15 protein-coding genes and 1 tRNA gene are annotated in these 16,154 nt (G+C 55.7%); 4 read left to right on the forward strand and 12 right to left on the reverse strand.

Features of this window, described 5'->3' with window-relative positions:
• Window positions 1-3: 3 nt before the first annotated feature.
• The 6 genes from VZP09_RS03555 to nagB form a co-directional block, all read right to left on the reverse strand.
• Window positions 4-80 (reverse strand) — tRNA-Met (locus VZP09_RS03555).
• A 237-nt stretch (window positions 81-317) separates the two neighbouring features.
• Window positions 318-1,982 carry an asparagine synthase B gene (gene asnB / locus VZP09_RS03560; protein ID WP_002894734.1) on the reverse strand — a complete coding sequence of 555 codons (1,665 nt, stop codon included), beginning with the start codon at window positions 1,980-1,982 and terminating at the stop codon, window positions 318-320.
• 278 nt (window positions 1,983-2,260) lie between these two features.
• Entirely contained in the window at window positions 2,261-3,013 is a 753-nt protein-coding gene (locus tag VZP09_RS03565) for an HAD-IIA family hydrolase (RefSeq protein ID WP_002894738.1), read from the reverse strand.
• A 116-nt stretch (window positions 3,014-3,129) separates the two neighbouring features.
• On the reverse strand, window positions 3,130-4,350 hold the full coding sequence (gene nagC, locus VZP09_RS03570) for a DNA-binding transcriptional regulator NagC (RefSeq protein ID WP_002894742.1): 1,221 nt from the start codon (window positions 4,348-4,350) through the stop codon (window positions 3,130-3,132).
• Between the two features lie 8 nt (window positions 4,351-4,358).
• Window positions 4,359-5,507, reverse strand: coding sequence for an N-acetylglucosamine-6-phosphate deacetylase (gene nagA, locus VZP09_RS03575; protein WP_004223668.1), 1,149 nt, complete (start codon window positions 5,505-5,507; stop codon window positions 4,359-4,361).
• A 113-nt stretch (window positions 5,508-5,620) separates the two neighbouring features.
• Complete coding sequence (nagB, locus tag VZP09_RS03580) at window positions 5,621-6,421, reverse strand: glucosamine-6-phosphate deaminase (protein ID WP_002894749.1); 801 nt, start codon at window positions 6,419-6,421, stop codon at window positions 5,621-5,623.
• Between the two features lie 314 nt (window positions 6,422-6,735).
• Between nagB and nagE the strand changes: the two genes are divergently transcribed.
• Window positions 6,736-8,691 carry a PTS N-acetyl glucosamine transporter subunit IIABC gene (nagE, locus tag VZP09_RS03585; protein ID WP_004147599.1) on the forward strand — a complete coding sequence of 652 codons (1,956 nt, stop codon included), beginning with the start codon at window positions 6,736-6,738 and terminating at the stop codon, window positions 8,689-8,691.
• Window positions 8,692-8,869: 178 nt separating this feature from the next.
• Complete coding sequence (gene glnS / locus VZP09_RS03590; protein ID WP_004893401.1) at window positions 8,870-10,537, forward strand: glutamine--tRNA ligase; 1,668 nt, start codon at window positions 8,870-8,872, stop codon at window positions 10,535-10,537.
• A gap of 53 nt (window positions 10,538-10,590) precedes the next feature.
• On the opposite strand, the gene VZP09_RS24815 is transcribed toward glnS, so the two are convergent.
• Window positions 10,591-10,743, reverse strand: a complete 153-nt coding sequence (locus VZP09_RS24815) for a hypothetical protein (RefSeq protein WP_411545628.1) — start codon at window positions 10,741-10,743, stop codon at window positions 10,591-10,593.
• 229 nt (window positions 10,744-10,972) lie between these two features.
• Here VZP09_RS24815 and chiP point away from each other — a divergent pair, with 229 nt between their 5' ends.
• Both chiP and chiQ read left to right on the forward strand, forming a co-directional pair.
• Window positions 10,973-12,376: a chitoporin ChiP gene (chiP, locus tag VZP09_RS03600; protein ID WP_004152230.1), complete on the forward strand. Its 1,404-nt coding sequence runs from the start codon at window positions 10,973-10,975 to the stop codon at window positions 12,374-12,376.
• 47 nt (window positions 12,377-12,423) lie between these two features.
• Window positions 12,424-12,756, forward strand: coding sequence for a ChiQ/YbfN family lipoprotein (gene chiQ / locus VZP09_RS03605; RefSeq protein WP_002894759.1), 333 nt, complete (start codon window positions 12,424-12,426; stop codon window positions 12,754-12,756).
• Here the strand turns inward: chiQ and VZP09_RS03610 are convergent.
• From VZP09_RS03610 to ybfF, 5 genes are all read right to left on the reverse strand, one after another.
• The gene (locus tag VZP09_RS03610) at window positions 12,753-13,250 is read right to left on the reverse strand and encodes an MFS transporter (RefSeq protein ID WP_328794907.1); all 498 of its coding nucleotides are present in this window, start codon (window positions 13,248-13,250) and stop codon (window positions 12,753-12,755) included. The two genes, chiQ and VZP09_RS03610, sit on opposite strands and share 4 nt — an antisense overlap.
• A 121-nt stretch (window positions 13,251-13,371) precedes the next feature.
• Complete coding sequence (gene fur, locus VZP09_RS03615; RefSeq protein ID WP_002894761.1) at window positions 13,372-13,824, reverse strand: ferric iron uptake transcriptional regulator; 453 nt, start codon at window positions 13,822-13,824, stop codon at window positions 13,372-13,374.
• Between the two features lie 291 nt (window positions 13,825-14,115).
• Window positions 14,116-14,646, reverse strand: coding sequence for a flavodoxin FldA (gene fldA, locus VZP09_RS03620; protein ID WP_002894765.1), 531 nt, complete (start codon window positions 14,644-14,646; stop codon window positions 14,116-14,118).
• Between the two features lie 151 nt (window positions 14,647-14,797).
• Entirely contained in the window at window positions 14,798-15,091 is a 294-nt protein-coding gene (gene ybfE, locus VZP09_RS03625; protein ID WP_002894767.1) for a LexA regulated protein, read from the reverse strand.
• Between the two features lie 133 nt (window positions 15,092-15,224).
• Entirely contained in the window at window positions 15,225-15,998 is a 774-nt protein-coding gene (gene ybfF / locus VZP09_RS03630) for an esterase (RefSeq protein WP_004152229.1), read from the reverse strand.
• Between the last annotated feature and the right edge of the window lie 156 nt (window positions 15,999-16,154).

Genomic DNA, 16,154 nt, shown 5'->3' on the forward strand with positions numbered 1-16,154 from the left:
AGATGGTGGCTACGACGGGATTCGAACCTGTGACCCCATCATTATGAGTGATGTGCTCTAACCAGCTGAGCTACGTAGCCATCTTTTTTTCGCGTAACCTTATCGGCGTTGCGGGGCGCATTATGCGTATTGGGCCTGCGAGCGTCAACCTCTTTTTCAAGGAAAATCGTTGTAATGTGACTGTTTGGTTAGGTTGCGAACAGCTCGCTGGAATATTCGGCAATTATTGGTTATTTATCGTTTTTCAGCGGTATAAATCCGGCAAAAAGAAAACGGACCCCGGAGGGTCCGTTTTGCGTTTCACCGCCCGTCTGGGCTTATTTGTAGGCCGACTGGTGGACACCGACCGCGCGGCCTGATGGATCGTTCATGGTTTTGAACGCTTCATCCCACTCAATGGCTTTCGCTGAAGAGCAGGCCACCGACGGACCGCCAGGGACGCACTCCGCCGCGCTCGGCAGCGGGAACAGCTCTTCGAAGATCTCGCGGTACAAATAGCCTTCTTTGGAGGTCGGCGTGTTGTACGGGAAGCGGAAGCTTGCGGTTTCCAGTTGCTGGTCGCTGATCTGTTTGGCGGCCACTTCTTTCAGGGTATCGATCCAGCTGTAGCCGACGCCGTCAGAGAACTGCTCCTTCTGGCGCCAGGCGACGCTGGCCGGCAGGTAGGATTCAAAGCATTCGCGCAGAATGTGTTTTTCCATTTTGCCGTTGCCGCACATCTTATCCTGCGGGTTAATGCGCATCGCGACGTCGAGGAACTTCTTGTCGAGGAACGGCACGCGGGCCTCCACGCCCCAGGCGGACATCGCTTTGTTGGCGCGGGCGCAGTCAAACATATGCAGCGCCTGCAGCTTACGCACCGTCTCTTCGTGCAGTTCTTTGGCGTTCGGCGCCTTATGGAAGTAGAGGTAGCCGCCGAACACTTCGTCCGAACCTTCGCCGGAAAGCACCATTTTGATGCCCATGGCTTTAATTTTCCGCGACATCAGGTACATCGGCGTCGAGGCGCGAATAGTGGTCACATCGTAGGTTTCGATGTGATAGATAACGTCGCGGATGGCATCCAGCCCTTCCTGGACGGTAAAGTGAATTTCGTGGTGCACGGTGCCGAGGTGGTTGGCCACCTCCTGCGCCGCTTTCAGGTCAGGAGAGCCTTCCAGACCGACCGCGAAAGAGTGCAGCTGCGGCCACCAGGCTTCGCTACGCTCCTGATCTTCGACGCGACGGGCGGCGAATTTCTTGGTGATAGCCGAGATGACCGATGAATCAAGACCGCCGGAGAGCAGCACGCCGTAAGGCACGTCGGACATCAGGTGGCTTTTCACCGACTCTTCCAGCGCCTGGCGCAGCTCGTTCTTATCGGTAACGTTGTCTTTCACCGCGTCGTAATCAAACCAGTCGCGCTGATAGTACTGGCGAATTTCGCCGTCTTTGCTCCACAGGTAGCTGCCCGCCGGGAACTCTTTAATGGTGCGGCATACCGGCACCAGCGCTTTCATTTCGGAGGCGACATAGAAGTTGCCGTGTTCGTCATGGCCCATATACAGCGGGATAATGCCGATATGGTCGCGGCCAATTAAGTACGCGTCTTTTTCGCTGTCGTACAGGGCGAAGGCGAACATTCCCTGCAGATCGTCGAGGAACTCCGGGCCTTTTTCCTGATACAGCGCGAGGATCACTTCGCAGTCGGAACCGGTCTGGAACTGGTAGCGATCGCCATACTCCGCGCGCAGCGCCTGGTGGTTGTAGATCTCGCCGTTAACGGCCAGCGCATGGGTTTTTTCGGCGTTGTACAGCGGCTGGGCCCCGGCGTTGACGTCGACAATCGACAGGCGCTCGTGCGCCAGAATCGCTTTGTCGCTGGCATATACGCCAGACCAGTCCGGACCGCGGTGGCGCATCAGGCGGGAAAGCTCCAGCGCCTTTTTACGCAGCTCGCCTGCGTCAGTTTTAATATCCAGTACGCCAAAAATAGAACACATAGCCTTCTCCATTACCCTGTCGTGTTTGATGTTGTGCTGGCTTCGTCTCGTGGCGAAGCCTGAGTGCGTGCTTAAGAAAATGCCGTAAAGGGGGAGCAGGCGCAAGGGTTTTGCGGCCGGAAAAAGAAAAAACGCAACCGTGATTGTTGAACAGTGAAAAAAGAGTATCTTTTGAACGGCTTTATTGAGGAATTCGTATTTATAGGCCGTTTTTATTAGATGGGGTAATTCTGAAGGGCGCTAGAAATGAAAAACCACGTCCTGCGACGTGGTTGGCATCAGAAAATATCGATTTCCGCGACGGAAGGGTAAATCCACGACGGGCGGAACGGCATGCTGTCGATGTCGTCGAGGGTGGAGACGCCGGAGAGCACCAAAATAGTCTCCAGCCCCGCCTGGAAACCGGCCAGTATATCGGTGCGCAGGTTATCGCCGACGATCACCGTCTGCTCGGAGTGAGCCTGCATTTTATTCAGTGCTGAACGGATGATCCACGGGCTGGGTTTGCCGACGTAAAACGGCTTACGGCCGGAGATCTTCTCGATCCCGGCGCACAGCGCGCCGCAGGCAGGGTAGAAGCCGCGACCGTGCGTATCCGGGTTAGTGGCAATGAAGCGGGCGCCGTTGGCGACGAAGAAGGCGGCCTTATGCATCATTTCCCAGTTAAAGGAGCGAGTTTCTCCGACGATGACAAAATCCGGGTTCACATCGGTAATGGTAAAGCCGGCTTTGTACAGCTCGTGGATCAGCGCCCCTTCTCCCACCACGTAGGCTTTTTTGCCTTCCTGGCGACGCAGAAAATCGGCGGTGGCCATCGCTGAGGTGTAAAAGGCGCTATCCGGAACATCAATTCCAGCGGTGGCGAAACGGTTCGCCAGATCCTGGCCGGTTTGCGACGGGTAGTTGGTCAGCATTACCAGCGGCATGCCTTTATCGAGGATGCGCTTGATAAACTCGGCTGCGCCGGGAACGGCGACGTTATCGTGCATCAGTACGCCGTCAATATCACAAATTATGTTTTGAATGGTCATGGTGGGTCCAGAATCATTAACAAAGACGAAACTATACGCGTCATCGATGAGGTTTCACACCTCTGACGGGCGAGGCCCGCCCGTATCAAGGTGACGCGCTATCAGAAAAGGGGCGATTAGCTCTCAAGCAAACGCTGCAGCAGCGTGCCATTGAGCATGGCGCGTTTGACCAGCGCGAAGGCGCCGATTGCAGAGCGGTGATCGAGGGTGGAGCGCACCACCGGCAGGTTCTTACGAAACGCCTTAAGCGCCTGGGCGTTAATGCAGCCTTCGATGGCCGGAAGAAGGACCTTTTCAGCTTCCACTATTTCGCCGGCGACGACGATTTTTTGTGGGTTGAACAGGTTAATGGCGATGGCGATCGTTTTCCCGAGGTGGCGCCCCACGTACTCAATCACCTCGCAGGCCAGGGCATCGCCCTTGTTGGCCGCTTTGCAGATAGTTTTGATCGTGCAGTCATCCGGCGTCAGACGGCTCTGGTAGCCCTGCTCCAGCAGGTGGCGAACCCGCTGTTCAATGGCGGCATTGGCCGCGACGGTCTCCAGACAGCCGAAGTTGCCGCAGTGGCAGCGTTCGCCCAGCGGGTCGACCTGAATATGGCCAATTTCGCCGACGTTGCCGTTGCGGCCGATAAAAATGCGCCCGTTGGAGATAATCCCCGCCCCGGTACCGCGGTGCACGCGCACCAGAATGGAGTCTTCGCAATCCTGGCTTGCGCCAAAATAGTGCTCGGCCAGCGCCAGGCTGCGGATATCGTGGCCAACAAAGCAGGTAACGTTGAAGCGTTTCTCCAGCGCCCCGACCAGGCCCCAGTTTTCCACCGCAATGTGCGGCATATAGCGGATCACGCCGCTTTCCGGGTCGACGAGGCCCGGCAGGATCACTGAGATAGCGATCAGCTCGCGAATTTTGCGCTGACAGTTTTCGATAAAGGTGGCGATGATATTCAGCAGGGCGTGTTCCAGCGTTTCCTGGGTGCGCTCGGGCAGCGGGAAGTGCTCCTCTTCCAGGGTCTTGCTGCTTAAATCATACAGGGTCAGAGTGGCGTCATAGCGGCCAAGCCGCACGCCGATGGCGTTGAAGTTGCGAGTTTCTGCGATGATAGAGATAGCGCGGCGGCCACCGGTGGAGGCCTGCTGATCGACTTCTTTGATCAGGCCGCGCTCAATAAGCTGACGCGTGATTTTGGTCACGCTGGCAGGGGCAAGCTGGCTTTGTTCGGCTATCTGAATGCGCGAGATGGGCCCATGCTGGTCAATCAGGCGGTACACGGCCGCGCTGTTCAGTTGTTTTACGAGGTCAACGTTACCAATTTGAGCTTGTCCGCCTGCTGTCATACTTTTACTTACTCAGTGACGACCTCGTTACCATTAACGATGGTCTTGGTGATTTTATAATCGCGTGTAAAGGCGGTCAGGTTAGCGACCATGCCCGGCGCAATGCTGCCGAGCTGCTTGTCCACGCCGATAGCGCGCGCAGGATAGAGCGTCGCCATGCGCAATACTTCGTCCAGTGCCACGCCGCAATGCTCAACCAGATTACGCACCCCTTCAATCATGGTCAGCGAAGATCCGCTGAGGGTGCCGTTTTCATCTACGCACAGCCCATTGCGGTAGTATATTGTTTTCCCGGCAAAAATGAACTGGTCAATATTCGCCCCCGCCGGCGCGGTGGCGTCGGTGACCAGGCACAGCTTGTCGCCTTTCAGGCGCTTGGCGTTGCGCACGTTGGCGTAATCGACGTGCATCCCGTCGACGATGATACCGCAGTAGACATCCGGCTCGTCAAAAATCGCCCCGGCAAGACCCGGTTCGCGGCCGGTAATGTACGGCATCGCATTATACAGGTGGGTGGCGAAGGTAATGCCCGCGCGGAAGCCGACTTTCGCCTCTTTCAGCGTAGCGTTGGAGTGGCCCGCGGAGACAACGATCCCGGCGGCGACCAGTTTGCGGATCACTTCTGGCTCAACGCGCTCAGGGGCGAGGGTCACTTTGGTGATCACATCGGCGTTGTCGCACAGGAAATCGACCAGCGCCGCGTCCGGTTTACGCACGTAGTCCGGATTGTGGGTGCCTTTCTTAACGATATTCAGCCACGGCCCTTCGAGATGCAGGCCCAGCGCCTGGTTCGGATGTTTTTGCAGATATTCGCGCATCACGCGCACGCCTTGCTTCATCAGATCGTCGCTGGAGGTAATCAGCGTCGGCAGGAAGCTGGTGCAGCCTGAGCGTTCGTTGGCCTTCTGCATGATCTCCAGCGTTTCGACAGTGACCGCCTCTGGGCTGTCGTTAAACTGCACGCCGCCGCAGCCGTTGAGCTGGACGTCGATAAAACCGGGGGCGATTATTGCGCCGTTGACTGAGCGCTGCTCGATGTCAGACGGCAAATCTGCCAGCGGACAAAGACGTTCGATAAAGCCATCAGCGATAACAACCGCATGGTCATCGAGAATTTCATGACCGGTATAAACCCGGCCCTGGGTTAATGCATACATTACGACCCCCGGTATATACGCCTCATCAGGTCAGCGTTCGTTCGTTTGCCGCCGGCATGATGGTGCGTACAAAGAAAAAGATGATCCCGCGCCAGGGCGCGGGAAGGACTACATTACAGACCTTTAATATTTTCAGCTTCTAATTCGTTGAAATATTTCAGCGTCTTCACTTTCAGCTCCATGGTGGACGGTTCGTCGCAGACGATCACCGCCTTCGGATGCAGCTGCAGACAGGTAATGGTCCACATGTGGTTGACGTTACCTTCTACCGCCGCCTGCAGCGCCAGCGCTTTCTGATGACCCAGCACCAGAATCATCACTTCTTCTGCGTCCAGCAGGGTGCCCACGCCGACGGTCAGCGCATATTTCGGCACCAGATCCACATCGCCGTCGAAGAAGCGGGAGTTCGCTACGCGGGTTTCATGGGTCAGGGTCTTAATACGGGTGCGGGACGCCAGAGAAGAGGCCGGTTCGTTAAACGCGATATGACCATCGTTGCCCACGCCGCCCATGAACAGGTGGATTTTACCGTAGGAACGAATTTTTTCTTCATAGCGACGGCATTCCGCATCGATGTCCGGCGCGTTACCATTCAGCAGGTTGATATTTTCTGCCGGAATATCAACGTGGTCAAAGAAATTACGGTGCATAAAGCTATGATAGCTTTCCGGATGCTCTTTCGGCAGGCCAACGTATTCATCCATGTTAAAGGTGACGACGTGCTTGAAGCTAACCTGGCCTGCTTTATGCATTTCAACCAGCGCCTTGTAGGCGGTCAGCGGGGTACCACCGGTTGGCAGACCCAGGACGAACGGACGGTCCGCGGTTGGTTTAAATGCATTAATGCGGTTAACGATATGGCGGGCAGCCCATTTACCGACCTGCTCAGCGGTTACCAGGGGAATCAGTCTCATTCTTCACCTCTATAGTCAAAGTAGATTCTGGCGGATTGGCGCCAGCACCCTAAGGAGAGTATTGCAGCAACTGCGCCGACCGGGGTCAATCCGTGTTGATTTTTTGAATGATAAAATAAGTTTTCGTTGTTAGCCAGTGCAAGGGAGGAGGGAATACGATATTTGGTGATAATTATCACAAAAAATACCCGTTTAATTTGCGATACGAATTAATTTTTCACACACTTTGCCGGTAAGTGATAAAACCGACCTTGTTACACAATAAAAAAGTGGCTTTGAAATGAGCCTCATCGGGGTCTCATAGGGGGAATAAGATGAATATTTTAGGTTTCTTTCAGCGACTGGGTAGGGCGTTGCAGCTCCCTATCGCAGTGCTGCCGGTCGCGGCATTGCTGCTGCGTTTCGGGCAACCAGACCTGTTGAATGTACCCTTCATCGCGCAAGCGGGTGGGGCGATCTTCGATAATCTGGCGCTGATCTTCGCAATTGGTGTGGCATCAAGCTGGTCTAAGGATAACGCCGGTTCTGCGGCGCTGGCCGGTGCGGTAGGGTATTTCGTGATGACCAAAGCGATGGTCACCATCAACCCGGAAATCAATATGGGCGTGCTGGCCGGTATCATTACCGGTCTGGTGGCAGGGGCGGTATACAACCGCTGGGCCGGCATCAAGCTGCCGGACTTCCTGAGCTTCTTCGGCGGCAAACGCTTCGTGCCGATCGCCACCGGCTTCTTCTGTCTGATCCTCGCGGCGATCTTCGGCTACGTCTGGCCGCCGGTGCAGCACGCTATCCACTCTGGCGGCGAATGGATCGTCTCCGCAGGGGCGCTGGGTTCCGGTATCTTTGGTTTCATCAACCGTCTGCTGATCCCAACCGGTCTGCATCAGGTGCTGAACACCATCGCCTGGTTCCAGATTGGTGAGTTCACTAACGCCGCTGGCGCTGTGTTCCACGGCGACATCAACCGCTTCTACGCCGGCGACGGCACCGCGGGGATGTTCATGTCCGGCTTCTTCCCAATCATGATGTTTGGTCTGCCGGGTGCGGCGCTGGCGATGTATCTGGCGGCGCCGAAAGCGCGTCGTCCGATGGTAGGCGGTATGCTGCTGTCCGTGGCCATCACCGCGTTCCTGACCGGGGTAACCGAGCCGCTGGAATTCCTGTTCATGTTCCTGGCTCCGCTGCTGTACCTCCTGCATGCGGTGCTGACCGGTATCAGCCTGTTCATCGCAACGGCGCTCGGGATCCATGCGGGCTTCTCCTTCTCCGCAGGTGCAATTGACTACGTGCTGATGTACAGCCTGCCGGCCGCCAGCAAAAACGTCTGGATGCTGCTGGTGATGGGCGTGGTGTTCTTCTTCGTCTACTTCCTGCTGTTCAGCGCGGTGATCCGCATGTTCAACCTGAAAACGCCGGGTCGTGAAGACAAAGCCGCTGACGTGGTAACGGAAGAAGCCAACAGCAACACTGAAGAGGGGCTGACCCAGCTGGCGACCAGCTATATCGCCGCGGTGGGCGGAACGGACAACCTGAAAGCCATTGACGCCTGTATCACCCGTCTGCGTCTGACCGTGGGCGATTCGGCGAAGGTGAACGACGCCGCCTGTAAACGTCTCGGCGCGTCCGGGGTGGTGAAACTGAATAAGCAAACCATCCAGGTTATCGTCGGTGCGAAAGCAGAGTCTATCGGCGATGAGATGAAAAAAGTGGTTACCCGCGGCCCGGTAGCGGCAGCGGCAGCCGCACCGGCTGGCAACGTCGCCACCGCAGCGCCCGCGGCTAAACCGCAGGCGGTAGCGAACGCGAAGACCGTTGAGTCGCTGGTTTCGCCGATTACCGGTGACGTGGTGGCCCTCGAGCAGGTGCCGGACGAAGCCTTCGCCAGCAAAGCCGTCGGCGACGGGATCGCGGTGAAACCGACCAGCAACATCGTGGTGGCCCCGGCCGCCGGTACCGTGGTGAAAATTTTCAACACTAACCACGCGTTCTGCCTCGAAACCAACAACGGTGCGGAAATCGTCGTTCACATGGGTATCGACACCGTGGCGCTGGAAGGCAAGGGCTTCAAACGTCTGGTTGAAGAGGGCACGGACGTGAAGGCGGGTGAGCCGATTCTGGAAATGGATCTGGACTTCCTCAACGCCAACGCGCGCTCAATGATCAGTCCGGTCGTCTGCAGCAACAGCGATGACTACAGCGCGCTGGTGATACTGGCGAGCGGTAAGGTCGTTGCTGGCCAGACGCCGCTGTATGAGATTAAAGGCAAGTAAGGCTCCTGAGTCGAGTTTTTGCCTCAGCGGCGAAGGGAAACCTTCGCCGCTTTTTTTTCCAGCAATCGGCCCCATAATCCTCTTCTGATACCTATTTTACGTAACTAATAGTTGTCACTACGCCCTGCTTGTAAGAACATGTGCCGTTATACGTTGTTTACGCTTTGAGGAACCCGTGATGAGTGAGGCAGAAGCCCGCCCGACTAACTTTATCCGTCAGATTATTGATGAAGATCTGGCTACCGGTAAACATACCACCGTTCACACTCGCTTCCCGCCGGAGCCGAACGGTTATCTGCACATTGGCCATGCAAAATCCATCTGCCTGAACTTCGGCATCGCCCAGGATTATCAGGGCCAATGCAACCTGCGTTTCGATGACACCAACCCGGTGAAAGAAGATATCGAATACGTTGAGTCGATTAAAAACGACGTGCAGTGGTTAGGTTTCCACTGGTCCGGGGACGTATGCTACTCGTCTGATTATTTCGATCAGCTGCATCAGTATGCGGTTGAGCTGATCAACAAAGGTCTGGCCTATGTTGATGAACTCTCTCCTGATGAAATTCGCGAATACCGCGGCACCCTGAAAGCGCCGGGTAAAAACAGCCCGTATCGCGACCGCAGCGTGGAAGAGAACCTGGCGCTGTTTGAAAAAATGCGCAGCGGCGGCTTCGAAGAGGGCAAAGCCTGCCTGCGCGCGAAGATCGATATGGCGTCGCCGTTTATCGTGATGCGCGATCCGGTGCTGTACCGCATTAAGTTCGCTGAGCATCATCAGACTGGCAACAAGTGGTGCATCTACCCGATGTACGACTTCACCCACTGCATCAGCGATGCGCTGGAAGGCATTACCCACTCGCTGTGTACCCTGGAGTTCCAGGACAACCGCCGCCTGTACGATTGGGTGCTGGACAACATCAGCATCCCGGTGCATCCGCGTCAGTACGAATTCTCGCGCCTGAATCTCGAATACACCGTGATGTCCAAGCGTAAGCTGAACCAGCTGGTGACTGAGAAGCACGTGGAAGGCTGGGACGACCCGCGTATGCCGACCATCTCCGGTCTGCGTCGTCGCGGCTACACCGCCGAATCCATCCGTGAGTTCTGCAAGCGCATCGGCGTGACCAAGCAGGACAATACCATCGAGATGGCGTCGCTGGAGTCCTGCATTCGTGAAGATCTGAACGAAAACGCCCCGCGCGCGATGGCGGTGATCGATCCGGTGAAACTGGTTATCGAGAACTATCCGCAGGGCGAAAGCGAAATGGTGGTGATGCCGAACCATCCGAACAAGCCGGAAATGGGCAGTCGTGAAGTGCCGTTCAGCGCCGAAATCTGGATCGATCGCGCGGACTTCCGCGAAGAAGCCAACAAACAGTACAAGCGTCTGGTGCTGGGTAAAGAAGTGCGTCTGCGCAACGCCTACGTCATCAAAGCGGAACGCGTGGAGAAAGATGCCGAAGGCAATATTACCACCATCTTCTGCACCTACGATGCCGACACCCTGAGCAAAGACCCGGCCGACGGCCGCAAGGTCAAAGGCGTGATCCATTGGGTAAGCGCGGCGCATGCGCTGCCGGTAGAGATCCGTCTCTACGATCGTCTGTTCAGCGTGCCAAACCCGGGCGCGGCGGACGATTTTCTCGCAGTGATCAACCCGGAATCGCTGGTGATCAAACAGGGGTACGCGGAGCCGAGCCTGGCGCAGGCCGAAGCCGGTAAAGCTTACCAGTTTGAGCGTGAAGGCTATTTCTGCCTCGACAGCCGCTATGCAACCGCAACCAGTCTGGTGTTCAACCGCACCGTCGGGCTGCGTGATACCTGGGCGAAAGCGGGCGAATAATATTTCTTTTCTGTCAAAGCGTCGCTCCCAGCGGCGCNNNTTTTGTTTCAGAATCAGCTAATTAAACTTTTCATTTTCGCGATGCGAATTAATTCTGTTTCTGCGTGGTAATAAATAGCGCTTCTGATGTTTCCTGTCACATACAAAAAACCAATGTAATCGCTTTCAATGATTGCGTTTTTCCCTGATTTTGCAATGACTTCCATAACAAAATCATCAGAGATAAGACTGTAACAAAACGACATAAAATATGTGCGCTTTGTCATAATCTTAAGCTTTGCCTCACGAAAAACATTGATAATTCGCGTCACGAAAAATAGTCTATCTATAGTGGTTTCGCGGTCTTTTTTACCGCCCCACATTTTGCAGTTTTATTTATTTTTTAGCGATTGACCGCTGGTCTTCGCCTTTTAAAACGTCAAAGAGGATATGCACATGCGTACGTTTAGTGGCAAACGTAGTACGCTGGCGCTGGCTATTGCCGCCGTCACCGCGATGTCGGGCTGGGTTGTGGCTCCACAGGCCAGCGCAGCAGGCTTTATCGATGATTCAACCTTAACCGGCGGTATCTATTACTGGCAGCGTGAGCGTGACCGTAAAGATGTGACCGACGGCGACAAATACAAAACCAACCTTTCCCACTCCACCTGGAACGCCAACCTGGACTTCCAGTCCGGCTATGCCGCCGATATGTTTGGCCTTGATATTGCCGCGTTTACCGCGATTGAAATGGCGGAGAACGGCGATAGCGGTCACCCGAACGAAATTGCTTTCTCGTCACGTAACAAAGCCTATGACGAAGACTATTCCGGCGATAAGAGCGGCATCAGCCTGTATAAAGCCGCAGCGAAATTCAAATATGGTCCGGCGTGGGCACGTGCGGGCTATATCCAGCCAACCGGCCAGACTCTGCTGGCCCCGCACTGGAGTTTTATGCCAGGTACCTATCAGGGGGCGGAGGCCGGGGCTAACTTCGACTATGGCACGGCGGGCGCGTTAAGTTTCTCCTATATGTGGACGAACGAGTATAAAGCGCCATGGCATATCGAGATGGACGATTTCTATCAGAACGATAAGAAGACCAAAGTCGATTATCTCCACTCCGTCGGCGCTAAATATGATTTCAAAAATGACCTGGTGCTGGAGGCGGCATTTGGTCAGGCTCAGGGCTATATCGATCAGTACTTTGCTAAAGCCAGCTACAAGTTTGATGTCGCCGGCGCGCCGCTGAGCACCAGCTACCAGTTCTACGGCACCCGCGATAAGGTCAGCAACGGCGGGGTCAACGACATCTATGATGGCACCGCATGGCTGCAGGCGTTAACCTTTGGTTATAAGGTGGCGGATGTCCTGGATCTGCGTCTCGAGGGAACCTGGGTGAAGGCTGATGGCCAGCAGGGCTACTTCCTGCAGCGTATGACCCCGACCTACGCCTCTTCCAATGGTCGTCTCGATATCTGGTGGGATAACCGCTCCGACTTTAACGCCAACGGCGAAAAAGCGGTCTTCTTTGGCGCGATGTATGACATGAAAAACTGGGATATGCCGGGCTGGGCGTTCGGCGCGTCTTATGTCTACGCCTGGGATGCGAAGCCGGGCCGAATGTCCTCTCCGGATGCGTACTATGACCCTGACTATCGCCTGAAAGAGTCGGCCTATAGCCTGGATGCAATGTATACCGTACAGGAAGGGCGGGCGAAGGGCACCCTGTTCAAACTGCACTTTACCCAATACGACAACCATTCCGATATTCCGAGCTGGAGCGGCGGCTACGGCAACATCTTCCAGGATGAGCGCGACGTGAAGTTCATGGTTATCGCCCCGTTCACTATTTTCTGATGCCTGCGCGGCGGGCGTGAGCCTGCCGCACCTCTGGGAGAACGACAATGAAAAAAATGCTGCTTATTGCCATGATGGCAGCGGGCCTGGTGGCCTGCACCACGTCGCCGGCGCCGAAAGAAGACACCAAACTGAAAGATGCCTATAGCGCCTGTATTAATACGGCGGAAGGGAATCCGGACAAGATTGAAGCCTGCCAGAGCGTACTGAATGTGCTGAAAAAGGATAAACAGCACCAGCAGTTCGCCAACCAGGAGAGCGTTCGCGTCCTGGATTACCAACAGTGTATTCAGGCCACCCGCACCGGCAACGATCAGGCGGTGAAAGCGCGCTGCGATCAGATCTGGAAGGAGATCCGCAGCAATAATACGACCCATTAAATCAGACGACAGCGGCAAACGGGCGGGGCATATCTCCGCCCGTTTGTTTTTTTGCGCTGACTCTCCGCCGGCTGATAGCCGCGGCTCAGCCGCACGAACAGTAGCGCGGTGGCAATGAATCCGCACAGCGCGGCGCACATTAGCCACCAGCCCGGCGCGCTTTTATCGCCGGTGAGCTCGACCAGGGCGGTGGAAATAGCTGGCGTCAGTCCGCCGAAGATCGTGGTGGCAAGGCTGAAGGCCAGCGAAAAGCCCATGGTGCGGACGTATACCGGCATAACTTCGGTCAGCGCCGCGACCATCGCGCCGTTATACATGCCAAAGAAGAACGAGAACCATAGCAGGACCAGCGTCATACGGGTGAAATCGGGCGCGACGGTGAGCCAGTGCATCACCGGCCAGGTGGTGAGCAGCGCCAGCACGGTAATGCCCATCAGCACCGGACGACGACCGATCCGATCAGAGATCGCCCCGCTGGCGAAGTTCCATATCAACTCTCCGGACAAAGCGGGGATGAGGAAAGTCACCCCAGGGGCGTGTGCGGGAAGGGCGCCAGAGGCGCCCATAAAAAAGCCAACCGGCAGGTTGGCTTTTCAGTCTCAGCGAAACGGGGAATTATTTTTCCACCGCGTCGTGGGCGTGTTCGTCCTCGCGGCAATCCCCTTCCGCACAGTGACCGTACAGATACAGACTGTGGTTGGTCAGGCGGATGCCGTGGCGGGAGGCAATTTCACGCTGGCGTAATTCGATCGAATCGTCGCTGAATTCGATCACTTTGCCGCAGTCGAGGCAGATCAGGTGATCGTGGTGATGCTGCTGGGTCAGTTCGAAAACGGATTTTCCGCCTTCGAAATTATGACGAGTCACGATGCCGGCGTCATCAAACTGGTTGAGGACGCGGTAAACGGTCGCCAGACCGATCTCTTCGCCCATGTCGATCAGGCGTTTATATAAGTCTTCCGCACTGACATGATGGTTATCCGGTTCCTGCAGCACTTCAAGGATTTTTAGTCGAGGAAGTGTGACTTTCAGGCCAGCCTTCTTTAATGCGGTATTGTTGTCAGTCATGCGGAATCTGTCCTGTTGCTAAACGATCTACTTCCTTCAACGGAAGTCATACAGAAATTAACCCGACGTAATGCGTCTCATTATAGAACTGCCACTGGTAAATGAAAACTGCAAGCATCAGGCCTGGTTTGCTGTCAAAAACGAGGCACCAGCTACAAACTGCGTCACGTGCCTCGTAGAATCAGAGGACATTGTACAGATATGTGATTAAAAGTTAAAAACTTGTAGCTATTAGTTTGATTGCTTTTGTCTATTAATGCGGCGCAACTCAATGATTGCGCCGCTTAATCATCAGGCGTTTTTGATTTCTTCGAGGTGCAGCTCTTCGGCAACCTGCTTCACCCATTTCTCAACGCGCTCGTTGGTCAGCTCCGGCTGGCGGTCTTCATCGATGGCGAGGCCGACGAAGTGGTCGTCATCCGCCAGGCCTTTGGAAGCCTCAAAATGATACCCCGCCGTTGGCCAGTGACCGACGATGGTCGCGCCGCGCGGCTCAATGATGTCGCGGATGGTGCCCAGCGCGTCGCAGAAGTATTCTGCGTAATCTTCCTGGTCGCCGCAGCCGAACAGCGCCACCAGTTTGCCATTGAAGTCGATCTCTTCCAGCGTCGGGAAGAAGTCATCCCAGTCACACTGCGCTTCACCGTAGTACCAGGTCGGGATACCGAGCAGCAGGATGTCGTGGGCTTCCAGGTCTTCTTTGCTGCTTTTGGCAATGTCGTGAACATCAGCAACATCTTTACCAAGCTGCTTTTGAATCATTTTTGCAATATTTTCGGTGTTGCCGGTGTCGCTGCCAAAAAAGATGCCGATGATTGCCATGAGTAAAATAACCTCTTGAAACTTAAATGATGTGGTAGGGACGCAATGCCCATAGATAACGGCAATCATAGCAGAACAGGCAAGGGCGCGGAAACAGCAATCACGCCCGACTGCACACTCTGCTACATGAATGCGGGTTTTTCGCGGAAAGTTAGACTTTTCCCTGGCTGCGCAGGGCGGTTAACTGGGTCATCAGCATCTCTTCAATGAGATCGCTGCGGCTCATATTACGTGCTTCCGCCAGCTCGTTGAGCGCATCGACCGCATCGGCGTTGAGTTTTAACTCCACGCGCTTCAGCCCGCGAACCTTATCGCGTTTCAGCTGGTTACGTTTGTTGATGCGCAGTTGTTCATCGCGCGACAGCGGATTGGTTTTCGGTCTTCCCGGGCGACGCTCGTTTGCGAACAAATCTAATGTCGTACGGTCCGTTTGTTCTTTTGCCATGATTCTGAGTGACTTCGGGGAAACAAGCTGCCGGGCTCTAGCCGGCGCAGATAGCGCGCCATCATACATCAGGCGAACGGCTGCGCCAACGACCGCGGGCATTCTGCGGCGCGGTCGGGCATATTTTAGCCAATCAGGCGGCGATGCTCGTCAGATAGCGGCGGATGGCGCGTAACACCGCCTCGGGTTTCTCAGCATGGACCCAGTGTCCGGCGCCGGCGATGACGTGGGCCCGGGCCTGCGGGAACTGGGCCAGCAGCGCGTCGCGGTAGGCGTCGGTCACATAGGGCGAGTTGCCGCCGGGAATAAACTGCGTCGGGTGCGGCCAGGCCGGGATGGTTTCCCAGCCGACGATATGCGGATACTGGTCCCACAGCACCGGCACGTTGAAGCGCCAGTCGCCGTCGACGAATGATTTCAGCAGGAACTGAATCACGCCTTCTTCCTGCAGGTGCTCGCGCATCACCTGCGCCGCCTGCTGGCGGGTGCTGGCGGCGGATTCGCTGACGGCGCGGATAGCGGCGAAGATCTCATCATGGCGGCGAACGTGATAATCCACCGGCGCGATATCGATCGCCACCAGACCGCTGATGCGTTCAGGCGCCAGGGCGGTAAGCGCCATTACCGCTTTCCCGCCCATCGAATGGCCGATAAAGGTGGCGCGCTCGATCTGGTGCGCGTCGAGCGTATCAAGCAGATCCTGCGCCATGGCGGGGTAGGTCATCTCTGGCGACCGCGGCGACAAACCGTGGTTGCGCATATCGACCTGCACAATATCATGGTCGGCGATCAGGTCGCGGGCGAGGATGCCCAGGTTGTCCAGGCTGCCAAACAGACCGTGGACCAGCACGATCGGGGAGTGGTTGTGCGGATTCTGTGCAGATTGCGCTCGGCTATTTAATTTCATGGCAAAGTTCTTTTTTTCGCTCCGTCGGGTTAGGGTATTATGTTGGACATTCTGCCATCCGGCTGCAAGACCCAGAAGTTTTCTGAGTTTTACCGCCATCCTGGTTTGACGCTATCCGCGGTTGGGATTTGTACTTATAATCCCAACGATTTGTAT

Source organism: Klebsiella sp. EMBS2024 (assembly GCF_036233805.1).
Taxonomy (GTDB): Bacteria; Pseudomonadota; Gammaproteobacteria; order Enterobacterales; family Enterobacteriaceae; genus Klebsiella; species Klebsiella pneumoniae.